The sequence below is a fragment of the Limibacterium fermenti genome (genome assembly GCF_041902845.1).
Classification (GTDB): Bacteria; Bacteroidota; Bacteroidia; order Bacteroidales; family Dysgonomonadaceae; genus Limibacterium; species Limibacterium fermenti.
This window is the reverse complement of record NZ_CP159486.1, coordinates 3,712,400-3,727,723: the sequence shown is the minus strand read 5'-3', so window position 1 is coordinate 3,727,723 and position 15,324 is coordinate 3,712,400. Positions and strand designations below refer to the sequence as shown.

Sequence of the window (15,324 nt, the reverse complement as noted above, 5' to 3'; positions counted from 1 at the left end):
TCTTTCTCTCGAAGGCCGGAATCGTATTCCGGAAACAAAAAGCAACTTATCAGCTTAATCGCCATGACGATAGCCGCATTGCCTGTTTTAGGCAGCCATTACCGCGCCAAAATTTATCATTGAAAATTGAACGTAAAGATACTACTATTTTATTGTTTTTGGATATTTGTGCGATAAATAATTGTTTTTTTTACTTTATCGGAGTGTCGGTTCGGGCAATATCCCGGCAAAGGATACGCTTTTTATTGTTCCGATTCTTATTCGTACCTTTGTGCGGAAAATTCGACAAAAAAAATGGAAATCGCCGCGTTGGTATCAGGAGGAGTAGACAGCTCTGTCGTTGTTTATCGATTGAAGGAGATGGGCTACGATCCGGTTATTTACTATATAAAAATCGGTATGGAGGACAAGGATGGATACATCGATTGTCCTTCGGAAGAAGATATTGAAATTGTTTCGTTCATCGCAAAAAAGTATGGATGCCGTTTCGAAGTGGTATCGCTTCAGGAGGAATATTGGGAGCGGGTGGTCCATTATACCATCGAATCCGTCAAACGCGGATTGACTCCGAATCCCGACATGATGTGCAATAAACTCATCAAGTTCGGTGTTTTTGAGGAGAAGTGGGGGCATTCGTTCGATCGTATTGCTACCGGACATTATGCCACAACCACCGACATCGATGGCTTGCGGTGGCTTTCTACGGCTAAAGATCACGTAAAAGATCAAACGTATTTCCTGGGGCAAATCAATTATATGCAGGTGTCCAAACTGATGTTTCCCATAGGGGATCTGCTGAAATCGGAAGTCCGGGATATCGCCGCCCGGCAAAAACTGCCTTCGGCGCAACGAAAGGACAGCCAGGGGATTTGTTTTCTCGGAAAGATTAACTATAATGATTTTATCGAGCGGTATCTGGGACGAAAAGAAGGCCTTATCGTCGAGTTCGAGACCGGAAATATTATCGGCAAGCATCAGGGATATTGGTTCCATACCATCGGGCAACGCAAGGGACTTGGTCTGAGCGGAGGGCCCTGGTTTGTGATTAAAAAAGATGTCGATCGGAATATTGTCTATGTCTCGAAAGGATACGATACTGAATTTCAATATGGCGATGTGATCCGTTTGCAGGGTTTTTCGTTTATTACGCGCGATGTATGGGGCGATTTTGACGACGAAAAGGATATCGCCTTTAAGATACGCCACACCCCCGAATTCACTTCCGGCAAAATAACAAAGGTCGGCGACTTGTATACGATCCGTTCCGAAGCGCCCGTGCAGGGAATTGCCGCCGGGCAGTTCGGCGTGGTGTACGATAGCGACCGGCATCTGTGTTTGGGGAGTGGAATGATTATTTAATCACCGAAGAGAATATTCGTCCGTGTTAGAGTTCGATTCATTCATTGTTTTTTTCAGCAATATACAATTTTTCAGCATCATTGAGTTTTTAGGAACTTTTGCCTTTGCAATCAGTGGAATACGATTGGCTTCGGCCAAACATTTCGATTGGTTCGGCGCTTTTGTCGTGGGATTTGTCACGGCGATAGGAGGAGGGACGCTGCGCGACTTGTTTATCGATGTCGTGCCTTTCTGGATGGAAAATCCCGTGTATTTGTGGGCCACGTTTCTGGCGTTTATTTTTGTCATCATTTTCCATAAGCAGTTAGTGCGCTTGAACAACACCTTTTTTATTTTCGACAGTATTGGATTGGGGCTTTTTGTGGTAGTAGGTGTTGAAAAAACAGTCCTGTTAGGGTTCGATCCGTGGGTCGGCGTCATTATGGGAGTGATAACAGGTGCGGTGGGAGGGATGCTTCGCGATGTATTGATTAATGAAATTCCCCTGATTTTCAGAAAAGAAATCTATGCCCTTGCTTGTGTCATCGGGGGGATCGTGTTCGTTGTCTTGCAAATGCTCCCTATTCCGCTTATTGCGAATGAAATCATTACTGCCGGAGTGGTTATTTTAATCCGGATATTAGCCGTAAAGTTTCGTTGGCATCTTCCTATTATAAAAGGAGAATAACTATCTTTTTTTTGCAAGAGTGACGATAAACGTGAAATAATACGAAATTTCTTTTTCAAATTGTCAGTATATCGCATAAATTTATTACTTTTGGGCGTTATTTTCATAAAAATGATTTCCATATGGAGAAAATAGATAAATTAGACAAACAAATTCTTGAAATTATTTCGCAAAATGCCAGAATTCCTTTCAGGGATGTAGCCGAGCAATGCGGTGTTTCGCGTGCGGCTATTCATCAACGTGTACAACGAATGATCGAGAACGGCGTCATTACCGGATCGGGTTATCATGTGAATCCTAAAATATTAGGCTATGCATCCAGCGCCTATATCGGGGTGAAACTCGAAAAAGGATCCATGTATAAGAATGTCATACCCGAGTTTGAAAAAATACCGGAAGTGACGGAGTGCCATTTTACCACCGGCCCTTATACGCTCCTTATTAAGTTATATGCCAGAGATAACGAACATCTGATGGATCTTTTGAACAATAAAATACAGGAAATTCCCGGAGTAGTGGCTACTGAAACAATGATTTCATTGAGCCAGAGTGTGAAACGAGAAATTCCTATCATTAAAAATAATCCATAATCACAGACTTCCTTCTTTATAATGTTAAATGTTGGAATTTTATTGCAGATTATTTGGTTTATAATCTAAACTGATTTATATTTGCATCCGAATGCATTTGTAAACTGAAATAACAACAATTTATTTTTACTGAAATGGAAGAAAAAAATTTGAATGAAAAGGAAAGCCTGGAATTAATTTCCCGCATGATCCGCAATACACAGCAGAAATTAGAAAAGGGTAATGGAGCTCCTTTTTTGATATGGGGATATACAACTATTTGTGTGTCCTTAATCGTTTGGTATTTATTTTCGGCTACGGGCGACCCCCGGTGGAATTATCTTTGGTTCTTAATTCTGATAATCGGAGCGCCCGTCACTTTTCTCTGGAATCGGAAACAAGTGAAAGGCGTGAAAACCTATATCGATAAGGTTATCGGATATATCTGGCTGGCTTTCGGCATATCAGGGGTTATTGTTTCCTCTGTGGCGATATTTTTCTATTGGCCCCTTCCTATTTTGTTTATTATCGTCTTACTGATGGGAACCGGCGTTGTTATTACGGGACTGGTAATTCGCTTTAAGCCCATTGTTTTTGCAGGATTGGGAGGCATCCTATTGTCTACATTATGCCTTTTTGTGAAAGGAGTAGATTCGATATTGATTTTTGCTGCCATTTTTCTGGTAACGATGGTGATTCCCGGTCATATACTTTATTATAAAGGGAGAAAACAATGATGTTTGAAACGCTCGATCCACTGCTCCATTCCGAGCTCCGGTTGGCGATCATTTCTATTCTTATATCGGTAGAGGAAGCCGATTTTAATTACTTTAAAGAGAAAACAAACGCCACGTCGGGGAATCTCAGCGTCCAAATCGATAAATTGAACGAGGCCGGCTATATTCAAGTCGAGAAAGGATTTGCCGGTAAACGGACCCGTACCGTTTGTAAAATCACGCCGAAAGGTGTGAGCGCGTTTGAAAGATATGTGGAGGCGCTAAAAGGATATCTTAATCTGTCCGGATCGAAGGATTAAATCCGTAATTTATATTTAATTTATTATGAAGCGATTGGCTCTTATGGTAGGGCTGAGCGTATGCTACTGCATTGTCTTTTCGCAAACAATGACGCATATTGCAGGGTCGGTAAAGGATGAGGCGGGAAATCCCCTCTCCTTTGTAAATGTATATGTAAAAGAAACGCTGAAGGGTGCTGTTACAGGAGTGGACGGTAGCTTTCGCCTCAGCATTGCGGCGAAAGATTCGATTACATTGATAGCTTCTTCAATCGGTTACCAAACTTTTCTGAAAACCGGACTTCCAGATTCTTTTGAGGATATTACCATTGTATTGCATTCCGATGAGACGATCTTAAATGATATAGTCATTACGGTGGGTAGTTACAGTATAATGAGTTCTTCTACGTTGGAAAATAAAAATGCGGTGGATTTGGTTACAACCGCCGGCTCGGAGGGAGATTTATACAAGGCGGTTTCGCTGTTGCCGGGCACGCAAGCTTCAGGTGTTGACGGACGGTTGATTGTCAGAGGAGGCTCTTCCCGCGAGACGCAAACGTATATCGACGATATGCATGTCTTAAGCCCTTATACGTTCAGTTCCGGTAACTTTAGTTCATGGGGACGGTATTCTCCTTTCCTCTTCGAAGGCATTCATTTCTCAACGGGCGGATATTCTTCGGAATATTCGCAGAGTTTGTCGGCGGTATTGCCGTTGGAAACAAAAAATGTCAGCGACATTTCAAAGTTCGGCGTTGAGATTATGAATGTGAGTATCGGCAGTGGAGGGACCAAAGCATGGAAGAAAGGATCGGCCTCTTTCAATGTGGATTATACCGATTTGTCTTTATATAATACACTGTTCTATCCCTCAGTTAAAAAGAATTGGAAGGAGCCTTACCGCAAGTTTGGAGCACAGAATCAACTTCGTTTCGAACTCGGTAAGGACACCTATCTCAAAACGTATTTTGCGTATGACAAGACCGGATTGAATTTAATTCAATCCGACTTGCCGGATTCTCATCTTCGCGATTTTGATTTGGATGAAGATAATGCCTATTTGAACGCCACCTTTCGAAAAAAACAGGAGAATGGATTTAATTGGTTTGCGGGTATTGCATACTCCCTCAATAACAGAAATATCCGTAACTTACAACTCGTGGGGGATAAAGCGGGAGATAAAGAGCAGGAATGGCATGTAAAGGTAAAAGCGGGTAAGCGATTCAGTAATAGGTATAAATTTGACGCCGGAGCGGAAAGTCTGGTCAAAGATAAGGACTTGCAATACGATTATCATCAATCCTCCCAAACAGGCTATAGCAATAATATTCATGGGGTATTTATATCTAATGATTTGAATCTGACGCGTGGTTTGTTCTTAAATATCTCGTCGCGTGCGGAATATGCCGGAATGAATAAATCGTTCGCTTTCTTGCCAAGAATCGCCTTAGGTTATCAGTGGAATAAAATCCATTTTTCCGGTGTACTCGGCAGGTATCAACAGAGTGCATCTAATGATTTTTTGAGGGACAATCCTAAACTGGATCAAGAGAAGAGCCTCCAATCTTTATTCTGTATTTACTATCAGGAAAACAGCAAGATATACAGAGTGGAGTTTTATCACAAACAGTATTCGGATCTTGCGCATATCCGGAATGGCGGATATGTTTCGGACGGTAGTGGGTACAGCAGAGGAATAGATGTGTTTTTTAACGATTACGAATTTATGAAGCACTGGAATTATATGATCGCTTATTCTTATAATGATACCAAAAGGAGCCTGGACGGTTTTCCGGAAAAGGTGAGGCCCAATTACGCGACCAGGCATAATGTTTCTTTTACGCTTAAGTATTCGAACTTTGATATGAAAAGCGTCATTGGCCTGACTAACCGTACGGCAAGCGGACGACCGTATCATCATCCCGATAAACCGGGATATATGAATTCAACCGCTCCTGTTTACAATTCGTTGGATTTAAGTTATACTTTTCTTGCACACAAGAATGTAATTATTTATGCTTCCTGGTCCAATATATTTAACCGGGAGAATATCTTTAATTATGAATATGCAAAAAATACGAAAGGGCAATATATCGAGAGGCCGGTTAAACTTCAGCAAAACCAATCGTTTTATATCGGAGTTTTTATTACTCTCGGAAAGAATATCGCCTACGATGTCTCTAATTTTTAAAATGAAAATAATATGAAATCAAAGCATTTAAAAACAGTTTTACTATGTGTTCCGTTCTCATTATTCTTTTTTTCTGTTCAGGCCGAAACGAATGCCGATTCGTTGTATATAACGACGATGAAATCGGCCGTTGAACAAATGGACACTCTTACCCAAAAAGACGATATTCAACTATGCAGAATGGTTTTTGAGAGGGTGCACCGGCTATATCCCGACGACTGGCTGTCTCTTTATTATGTTATCTATGCCGACCTCACGTCTTTCTATCTGGATCCTAAAAGCGCAAATTCAGGACGCCTCCTGGAGGAGTCGAAGAAGAACTTGGCATTACTAAAAGAATACGAAAACGGAGATATGTCCGAAATAGTTACGCTCGAAGGGTATTATTATATGGCTTTAATAGTGTCCGATCCGGCTAACAACGGCCGAATATATTTTACGAATACCATTTCGGCTTTTGAAAAAGCAATGGAACTGGATGCCGATAACCCGCGACCTGTTTGCTTATTGGCATTCTTCGAGCAAAAATTGCCTGAAATGCTACATTCGAAAAGAATTGCAAAGGTGCAGCATGATAAAGCGAAGGAATTATTTTCAAGGGAAGCGAAAGACCCGATACTTCCGCATTGGGGAGAGAGGTATCTTTCTTATATAATTTGATAACGATATTTTAAATAAATCGACTATATTTGTCCCGAATTTCAGATTGATTTTTTGCTCATTACGTGTTTTACAAAATTTCGTGAACGATGAAAACCGAACGACTTCTCACGGCTGCCTTGTGCATGCTTCTTATTTTCCCGATGTACGGACAATCCGTAAAGAATGGCGCGGAATACCGGCGATTTTATCTGGCTGTTCATGCCGGCCCGGACTTTGCGTTAGGGGCGTCAAACACTATTTTATCAGAGAAACTACTCCTTCCTGCAACGAAAAGAGGATTCTCACCCGGCTTCGATGGAGCCTGGTTTTTCACCAAAAATTATGGCGTCGGCGTGAAATATGCTTTTTACAAGTCAAACTACGAAGAAGAATCTTACCGTGAATTTACGGAACAGGCATACGATTCTCCCGTCTATGAATATAAATCGCTTTCTTTTAAAGAAGAGATACATATAGTAGGCCCCGCCTTTTATGCCAGATGGCCTTTAGGAAATTCAAAATGGATGATTGTAACCAATGCCGGTGTCGTGTTGTTGCACGATAAATTGTCAAGGATAGAGAAGGAAACCCGCTATATTGTTTCCGGATATGTATCCCCGGAGCAATTTCCCGGAGAAAAAATAGGAGCGGCGGATCATAAAGGGATTACGGCAGGTTTTGCGTTATCGGCAGCTATCCGGTATCAGCTTGCGCCTTTTGCCGGAATAAGCATACAAACCAATGGGCTTTATGGATCGGTATCAAAAATGGAATATTACAATCAGTGGGAAGAACGGTATGAGAACGGGGATATATCCCGCAAAATACGCAGAATAGGGCTTTCCGCCGCAATTGATTTCTGCTTTTAGCATTCGCTTTTGCCGATTTATGCACCCTTCGTCTTTTCCCCGGAGTGTGTAGTTTATCCTTTAGAATGATATTGGAAATAGCGGATCAATCTTCTTTCCTCCTTGTTTCAGAAATGGGTATTAGAAAAAACATTGAGGACGGCTCTAAAAGGTTATTTGAATTTATAAGAACTTCTCCGGATCTCGGGAACTTTCCCCCTGTACACGGGTGAACTTTCGGAGCTCTCCGGAAGTCTCCCCTTGTGCATGGACTCTGTTCCGGAGGTCTCGGCAGACGTCCCTGTGTGCACGGTTTCCTTTCCCGAGCCCTCGGGAAGCTCCCCCTTGCGCAAGGAGGAAGATCCTGAGCCCTCCGAAACGGCCCCTTTGTATACAGAATGACTTTCGGAGTCCTCGGGAAGCTTCCCTGTGGGCAAAGGCGCTGTTCCTGCTATCGAGAGTGCTGCTCTGAGCGGCGCTCTCGGTAATGTGTCATTATATCTCGATGCCGATAACTTGTTTTAGAGCGAATCCGATCAAAAAACTGATCAGCGCAACGCCCAGACTGAGTACGGCCATTTCGCCGAAACGCTTCCGGAAGTTCTCACTCTTCGCCACCGAATAATAATAGTTAAACAGGCCGATGATGAGGATTGCCATCGCCAGCATGACGATGAGACTGATCAAAACATTTTCGAAGAGGATAAACGGCGTGATGAGCGCCAACACCGTGATTAAATAGGCGATACCGGTGTAAAGGGCCGATTTGACGGGATGCTTACCGGTATCGGTTTCCGATTTGGTGGAAAGGTATTCCGATGAAGCCATCGACAGGGCGGCGGCAATGCCCGTGATGCTGCCGATAAAAGCAATCGACTTGCTGTCGTTCAACGCCATGGTGTATCCGGCTAACGCCCCCGTGAATTCGACCAAAGCGTCGTTGAGGCCCAGCACGACCGAGCCCATATACGAAAGGCGTTCCTCTTTAATCATCGCGATCAGTTCATTTTCGTGCATTTCTTCTTCTTGCGCCATTTGCAGTAGCTCAGGATAATCGGTATAAGCCGCATACGTAAAGCTGGAACTTTCTTCGTCAGCTTCCATCAATTTGATAGCGAAGGTAATCCCGAAAACGCGCGCTAGCCAGTAATATTTTACTATTCCCCGCCGATAGGGCTTTACATCGATGCCCGTGTAGCGCTTCAAGTTATCATAATGAGTCGCTTCCTGAGCAGCGATACCCTCCAATATCCGGCGGTTAGACGCCTCTTTTTCTATCGACGCCAGTTTCTGATATATGATATGTGCGGTGATCTCTTCCCGTTGAAAACGGAGGAAGGTTTTTCTGTCTTTTTCTTTTAGTTTCATAACAGTCTGTGTTTACAATCCAAACATTATTGTGACGGACAAGTGGGTGAGACGTTGTTTTTTTATTTTAAAGATTCAAACGTAAGAAAACATTTTAAGACGGCAAAAGAAAGCACAAATAAAATGAAAAGAACAGAACCGCCGCGAAGCCATTCTGTCCTTTAGAAAATCAGTCGGGATGAGGTGACTCGAACACCCGACCTCCACGTCCCGAACGTGGCGCGCTAGCCAACTGTGCTACATCCCGATTTTGTGGCTGCAAAGTTACTATTTTTTTATTCAATCCGAACAATAATCATAAAAAAAACGCTTTCGATGCGATAACGAACGGAAAAATTCCCTACATTTGCAGTGCATTTGCGGCAATAGCTCAGTTGGTAGAGCATCAGCTTCCCAAGCTGAGGGTCGCGAGTTCGAATCTCGTTTGCCGCTCTTCACCAAAATCCGTCTCTCGAAAAAACCGTTTGACGGATTTTTTAGTATACACTTCCGTTTTAACATGTATCTTTTTAATCCCGACACCGATCTTGCTTTGGCGCACTCCCATCCGCATTATACCCCGCCCACTTCGGCGTTGGATATGGCACGCGATTTAGCCTTATTGCCGATATGGTACGCACCCGAGGGGGAATCGATTATTCTCGAGAGAACAGATATCCAATCATTCATACAAAAAGTCCAGCAATATTTTACCGTGGAGCCGGCTTTTGTTCCTTTCAGCGAGCTTCCCGTTTATCGCGAAGAACAAATTATTCCTTGGGGATGGAATCTTGCTTTACGAAAGAAATTGATCGAGGCGGGAGTCGCGGAGCCTCGCTTGCCCTCTGTCGCCGATATTGAACGTCTCAAAATGTATTCTGATAGGCAGTATGCTGTGAAAATGCTCCGCGAATTGAAGGCGGTCAATCCTCTTTTTTACGGTCAATCTGATTATTTTACTCACCCCGAGGAGGCTTTTACCTATTTATCCATGCAGAAAAGCGATTCGGTCTTGAAAAAGCCCAACTCCGGTAGCGGAAAAGGGCTTGTATGGATTAAAGGGAAGATTACCGATAAGCAAATGGACTGGTGCCGGCGGGTGATTCGCCAACAAGGCGGGGTGGTTGTCGAGCCGGTTTTGGATAAAGTGCTTGATTTTGCCTTTGAATATCGAATGTCCGGCGGGGACGCCTCATTTGCCGGATACTCTTTATTCCGTACAACGGCTTCAGGGGCATACGAAGGGAATTATTTGCTGGCGGATGAAAAAATTGAAACCGTGTTGGCCGCGTATGCTCCGTTAGAAGACTTTCTAATCCTGCGGGCGTTATTGACCCGTAAATTGGCGGAATATTTTCCTCGCTACAACGGGTATATCGGTGTCGACATGATGATTTGCCGCACCCGTCACGGTTTTCGCATACAGCCCTGTGTAGAAATCAATATGCGGATGAATATGGGGGTGTTAGCCCGGGGTTTTTATGATCGGTTTTTACAGAAGAATGCTTCGGGGGTATTCAAAATAGATTATTTTAAACGCCCGGGGGATGCTTTGGCTCATGCCGGCGAATTAGAGCGAAAATATTCGTTGAGGGTCGAACGCCGTAAAATCGTGTCCGGCTGTTTGCCCATGACGCCCGTCACGGAAGAAACCAAATATATGGCTTATGCATTGATTTTTCAAGAATACGAAAGCCTTATTCCATCGCATAGCATGAGCCCATTTTAAAACGAATACTCTTGTATCCGCATTGATCTGCCTAAGTCCGGCTTTGTATTTCGGATGGAGGATGAAGGGGAAGAAATTTTCAACGTTCTTCCGGCGAGAGGCGAAAGAATAATAAACCGGTTAAAGGTCTTTTCGTATATAAAAAAATATGATTATCCGCAAAGCGACCTAAACGTGCCCCCTCCGCTCGTTCCTCGCTCGTCCCCTTATCTTAAGGAAACAGTTGCGGAGTCCGATCTCTCTACTCTCCCCTTACGATAAGGGGAGTACCGTGAAGCGGGGAGGGGTTAAAAAAGAAATCGGACGCTTTGCGGATAATCATATAAAAAATAATACCTTTGCAGCAGGTACGTTGCAGCGTATCTGATTGATATATAAACGAAGCGTTTCAGCTTAATCCTGTTTAGAAAATCGCCAATTTTCAAATAATTTCAAGGATGATGCGACGAATGCTCCGCGCTTTAGGCGTGGGGCTGTTGCTTGTCTTGAAATTGGGCCTCTGGCGATGCCTCTAAACGGATGAGTCGACAGTTCCCACGCTCTTTTTATACTATTTCATACCGACCTTGGGGAACGGCGAGGTTATATCGATATAAATGAATAGTAATGAAGAAGCACCTTCGTAAACGTCCGTTCAACGGCTTGCCCGATCCGACTTTTCCCGAAAGCGGAATTTATCCGGTAACCTGCCCGAAATGCGGTGCGCAATTATATTGCCCCGCCGAATTGCAACATGATAAAAAACTTCCTTGTCCGAATTGTGACAAAAACTTTTCCAATCCCCTTTACGATCCGGCCGATCCGGGCAACCGGCGAAGAGCGAGGGCGCGCTGTGTCGTAAAAATCCTGATCGCCAATGTATTGCTCGCCTTATCGACCGTATATACCGTAAAATATATTATTCCGGGACTGAAGGGCAAATCGTCAATACCTGCCGGCACGCAGACGATCAAAACGGATTCTTTGCAGGATAGTTCCGGGAAAAGCGATAGAAAGAATATGGCGTGGCCATACGAGATAGGGAGATAGGGGGTCGATAATTAATCTGACACCTATCGAGCTTGTTTTTAAGAAAAAAGATGTTTATTGGAGCCTGAAAAATAAAGAAAGTAAACAATGTGACTTGTTTTTCGATTAAATGTAAGTTCTGTTTTTCTCCTGTCGAACATTTAGCTATCTTTGTTGTTAAAAAAACAGAGCAACCCTATTTACTAAGTTCATTCAGTATGATTTTCGATTTTAATTTGATTCGCAATGTCTATGCCGGCTTGCCCCGCAAAGTGCAGGAGGCGAAACGCGTGTTGAACCGTCCGCTGACACTGACCGAGAAGATTCTTTTCTCGCATCTCTCTCCGGGTATCCCAGTGAAAGACTACCTGCGGGGCGGCGATTATGTGGATTTCGCTCCCGACCGCGTGGCCATGCAAGACGCGACGGCCCAAATGGCGCTCTTGCAGTTGATGAATGCCGGGCGCTCTTCCGTCGCCGTGCCCTCCACCGTGCATTGCGATCACCTCATCCAGGCATACAAGGATGCCCGCGCCGATTTACAGACGGCCAACGTTACCAACCGCGAAGTATATGAATTTCTGCGGGAGGTGTCGGATAAATACGGAATCGGCTTTTGGGAACCCGGCGCAGGCATTATCCATCAGGTCGTGCTCGAAAATTATGCTTTCCCCGGCGGAATGATGATTGGAACGGACTCGCATACGCCCAATGCCGGCGGATTGGGCATGTTGGCTATCGGCGTAGGAGGCGCCGATGCGGTGGATGTGATGGCCGGATTACCGTGGGAGTTAAAAATGCCCCGGCTCATCGGCGTGAAGCTGACCGGCAGGCTGTCGGGATGGGCTGCTCCTAAGGATGTTATTCTTAAACTGGCCGGTATCCTTACCGTAAAGGGAGGAACGAATGCCGTTATCGAATATTTCGGCGAGGGAACCGAAACCTTTTCCGCAACGGGCAAAGGAACGATTTGCAATATGGGCGCCGAAGTAGGAGCCACGACTTCCGTCTTTCCTTTCGACGAAAAATCGGCCTCCTATCTCGAAGCGACCGGACGGAAGGAGGTAGCTTCCCTGGCGCGGAGCATTGTCGGACACCTACGTCCTGATCCCGAAGCGGTTGCTTCTCCGCACGATTATTACGACCGGGTGATCGAAATCGACCTTTCCACCCTCGAACCCTATATCAACGGGCCTTTCACGCCCGATGCCGCTTATCCCATCTCCCAATTTGCCCGGATGGTGGAAGAGAACGATTATCCCCGTAAAATGGAAGTGGGGCTTATCGGTTCGTGTACCAACTCGTCTTACGAAGATCTTACCCGAGCCGTATCGGTGGTGAAACAGGCGAAGGAAGACGGGGTAGGGGTGAACGCGCAATTCATTATCAATCCCGGATCGGAACAAATCCGTTATACGGCGGAACGCGACGGCATCCTCGCCGAGTTTGAAGAAGCGGGGGCGGTAATCATGGCCAATGCCTGCGGCCCGTGCATCGGGCAATGGAAGCGCGATGATGCGGGCGGGCAACGCCCCAACTCCATTGTCACTTCCTTCAACCGGAACTTCGCCAAACGTAACGACGGGAACCCCAACACGCATGCTTTCGTGGCTTCGCCCGAACTCGTCGCGGCGCTGACCATTGCCGGCGACTTGCGCTTCAATCCCCTCACCGATACGCTCGAAAACGACAAGGGGCAACACGTCCGGCTTGCCGAACCCTCCGGGTACGAAACGCCCCCCGGCGGGTATGACGTGCAAGAAGCGGGTTACCGCGCTCCTTCGCCCGACGGCCACAATAAGGAAATCATCATCGACCCTGCGTCCAAACGCCTGCAAAAGCTCGCGCCTTTCCCCGCATGGGACGGGAACGATTTCGAACGCCTGCCTCTTTTGATAAAAGTGAAGGGAAAATGTACCACCGATCATATTTCGATGGCGGGTCCCTGGCTTCGCTTCCGAGGCCATCTCGATAACATTTCCGACAATATGCTTATCGGGGCCGTGAATGCCTTTAACAACCAAACGAACGCGGTGCGCGACCCCGAAACAGGGGAATACCTTGCCGTGCCGCAACTGGCCCGCAAACTCAAATCGCAGGGATTGGGCTCCGTCGTCGTGGCCGAGGAAAATTACGGCGAAGGGTCGAGCCGCGAACATGCCGCGATGGAGCCTCGCCATTTGGCGGTGAAAGTCATTTTGGTGAAATCCTTTGCCCGCATTCACGAGACGAACCTCAAGAAGCAGGGGATGTTGGCGCTTACCTTTGCCGATAAGGATGATTATGACAAGATACGGGAAGACGACAAGATAAGCGTGCGCGGGCTGAATCGCTTTGTGCCCGGTGTCAATCTGACGGTAGAACTCCTTCATGCCGACGGCTCTACGGATGCTTTCGAAGCCGTGCATACCTATAATAAACAGCAGATCGAATGGTTTAAGGCCGGCAGCGCGCTCAATGCGATGGGGAAAAAGTCTAAGGTCTAAGAGTCTAAGGTCTAAAGTCGAAAGGCTAAAGTCGGAAGGCTGAATGTGGGGAATCATCGAATCATGGAATTATTGAATTTTGGAATCATATATATGGATGAAAACTATTTAATTTATAAATTATCCGAGTCGATCAAGAAAACAACGCAGATCGATAAAAAGTTATTCACCGAAATGAATGTGAAGCGCGGGCTTCGCAATGAAGACGGTACCGGTGTGTTGGTCGGACTGACCCGCATCGGGGATGTGGTCGGTTATGAAAAGCTGCCCGACGGAACGCTGAAGGCCATTCCCGGAAAACTCTATTACCGGGGAATGGATGTGGAAGAGCTGGTCCGCGGTATTCAAAAAGAAAACCGTTTGGGATTTGAGGAAACGTCTTTCTTGCTTTTGTCGGGGATATTGCCCGATAAAGACGAGCTCGAAGCTTTCCGCGCATTGATTATGCAGACGATGCCGCTCAGTCATCAAACCACCATGAGCATTCTTTCCCGCAAAGGAAAAAACATCATGAACATCCTTGCCCGGAGCGTACTTGAACTATATGTCTATGATGAAAATCCAGAAGACATTTCGCGCGAGAACCTGATGCGCCAATCCATCAATCTTATCGCCAAATTCCCCACCATCATCGCCTATGCCTATCAGGTGTTGCGGCATGCCGAGTACGGGCGTTCCATGCATATCCGCCATCCGTATGAAGATCGTTCCGTAGCGGAGAATTTTCTTTTTATGATTAAAGGGCGCGACCGGTATACCGATTTGGAAGTGAAGATACTCGATTTGGCGCTTATCCTTCATGCCGAGCACGGAGGGGGGAATAACTCGACCTTCTCGGTACGGGTTACCAGTTCTACCGAAACCGATATCTATTCTTCTATTGCGGCCGGCATCGGTTCGTTGAAAGGCCCCCTTCACGGAGGCGCCAATCATAAGATAAGAGCCATGTTCGACGATCTGAAGGCCAATGTGTTTCATTGGGACAAGGTGGAAGAGGTGGATGCTTATCTCAAAAGAATCCTCAACAAACAGGCATTCGATAAAACCGGCTTGATTTATGGCATCGGGCATGCCGTTTATCGTATTAGCGACCCACGTGCGATCCTTCTTAAGGAGATGGCTCGCGACTTGGCTAAGGAAAAAGGGCTTGAAGAGGAATTTGCCTTGATGGAGCTTGTGGAAGAGCGGGCGGTGAAATTGTTTGCCGAGTTCAAGGGCGAAGGCGCCAAGCAGGTATGCGTCAATGTCGATTTTTATTCGGGGTTCGTGTATGAAGCCATCGGCCTGCCGCAAGAAGTCTTTACGCCGCTGTTTGCCATGGCGCGTATTGTGGGATGGTCTGCCCATCGCATCGAAGAACTGAATTTCGCCAGCAAACGTATCATTCGCCCCGCATACAAGAATGTTCGGGGAAAACAATCGTTTGTTCCGCTGGGAGAAAGGTGAAAAGTCAAAAGTCTTCA

Annotated in this window: 13 protein-coding genes and 2 tRNA genes; 13 read left to right on the top strand and 2 right to left on the bottom strand. The window is 45.6% G+C overall.

From position 1 onward, the window contains the following. The first annotated feature begins 294 nt into the window (after positions 1-294). The 8 genes from mnmA to ABNK31_RS16045 all read left to right on the top strand — a co-directional run bounded on the left by mnmA (position 295) and on the right by ABNK31_RS16045 (position 7,312). The gene (gene mnmA / locus ABNK31_RS16080) at positions 295-1,359 is read left to right on the top strand and encodes a tRNA 2-thiouridine(34) synthase MnmA (RefSeq protein WP_418893444.1); all 1,065 of its coding nucleotides are present in this window, start codon (positions 295-297) and stop codon (positions 1,357-1,359) included. Positions 1,360-1,381: 22 nt separating this feature from the next. Beyond that, positions 1,382-2,026 (top strand): trimeric intracellular cation channel family protein, encoded by a 645-nt coding sequence (locus ABNK31_RS16075; RefSeq protein ID WP_418893443.1) that lies wholly within the window; start codon positions 1,382-1,384, stop codon positions 2,024-2,026. A 122-nt stretch (positions 2,027-2,148) separates the two neighbouring features. Continuing rightward, positions 2,149-2,616, top strand: a complete 468-nt coding sequence (locus tag ABNK31_RS16070; protein WP_418893442.1) for an Lrp/AsnC family transcriptional regulator — start codon at positions 2,149-2,151, stop codon at positions 2,614-2,616. Between the two features lie 134 nt (positions 2,617-2,750). Then, positions 2,751-3,332 carry a hypothetical protein gene (locus ABNK31_RS16065; protein ID WP_418893441.1) on the top strand — a complete coding sequence of 194 codons (582 nt, stop codon included), beginning with the start codon at positions 2,751-2,753 and terminating at the stop codon, positions 3,330-3,332. After that, positions 3,332-3,631, top strand: coding sequence for a winged helix-turn-helix domain-containing protein (locus tag ABNK31_RS16060; protein WP_418895431.1), 300 nt, complete (start codon positions 3,332-3,334; stop codon positions 3,629-3,631). The genes ABNK31_RS16065 and ABNK31_RS16060 overlap by 1 nt, the downstream gene beginning before the upstream one ends. A 25-nt stretch (positions 3,632-3,656) precedes the next feature. Continuing rightward, on the top strand, positions 3,657-5,801 hold the full coding sequence (locus tag ABNK31_RS16055; RefSeq protein WP_321579684.1) for a TonB-dependent receptor: 2,145 nt from the start codon (positions 3,657-3,659) through the stop codon (positions 5,799-5,801). Between the two features lie 12 nt (positions 5,802-5,813). Then, on the top strand, positions 5,814-6,461 hold the full coding sequence (locus ABNK31_RS16050; protein WP_418893440.1) for a hypothetical protein: 648 nt from the start codon (positions 5,814-5,816) through the stop codon (positions 6,459-6,461). Positions 6,462-6,550: 89 nt separating this feature from the next. Continuing rightward, on the top strand, positions 6,551-7,312 hold the full coding sequence (locus ABNK31_RS16045) for a hypothetical protein (protein WP_418893439.1): 762 nt from the start codon (positions 6,551-6,553) through the stop codon (positions 7,310-7,312). A 474-nt stretch (positions 7,313-7,786) separates the two neighbouring features. Here ABNK31_RS16045 and ABNK31_RS16040 read toward each other — a convergent pair whose 3' ends face one another. Together ABNK31_RS16040 and ABNK31_RS16035 are read right to left on the bottom strand one after the other, a co-directional pair. Further along, positions 7,787-8,659 carry a VIT1/CCC1 transporter family protein gene (locus ABNK31_RS16040; RefSeq protein ID WP_418893438.1) on the bottom strand — a complete coding sequence of 291 codons (873 nt, stop codon included), beginning with the start codon at positions 8,657-8,659 and terminating at the stop codon, positions 7,787-7,789. A gap of 173 nt (positions 8,660-8,832) precedes the next feature. Then, positions 8,833-8,906, bottom strand: a tRNA-Pro gene (locus tag ABNK31_RS16035). 112 nt (positions 8,907-9,018) lie between these two features. Between ABNK31_RS16035 and ABNK31_RS16030 the strand changes: the two genes are divergently transcribed. The 5 genes from ABNK31_RS16030 (at position 9,019) to ABNK31_RS16010 (ending at position 15,307) form a co-directional block, all read left to right on the top strand. Next, a tRNA-Gly gene (locus ABNK31_RS16030) sits at positions 9,019-9,091 on the top strand. Between the two features lie 67 nt (positions 9,092-9,158). Next, complete coding sequence (locus tag ABNK31_RS16025) at positions 9,159-10,367, top strand: hypothetical protein (RefSeq protein WP_418893437.1); 1,209 nt, start codon at positions 9,159-9,161, stop codon at positions 10,365-10,367. A 606-nt stretch (positions 10,368-10,973) separates the two neighbouring features. After that, positions 10,974-11,396 (top strand): hypothetical protein, encoded by a 423-nt coding sequence (locus tag ABNK31_RS16020; protein WP_418893436.1) that lies wholly within the window; start codon positions 10,974-10,976, stop codon positions 11,394-11,396. Positions 11,397-11,593: 197 nt separating this feature from the next. Then, positions 11,594-13,861: an aconitate hydratase gene (locus ABNK31_RS16015; RefSeq protein WP_418893435.1), complete on the top strand. Its 2,268-nt coding sequence runs from the start codon at positions 11,594-11,596 to the stop codon at positions 13,859-13,861. A gap of 93 nt (positions 13,862-13,954) precedes the next feature. Beyond that, positions 13,955-15,307 carry a citrate synthase gene (locus ABNK31_RS16010; RefSeq protein WP_418893434.1) on the top strand — a complete coding sequence of 451 codons (1,353 nt, stop codon included), beginning with the start codon at positions 13,955-13,957 and terminating at the stop codon, positions 15,305-15,307. Positions 15,308-15,324 lie beyond the last annotated feature (17 nt).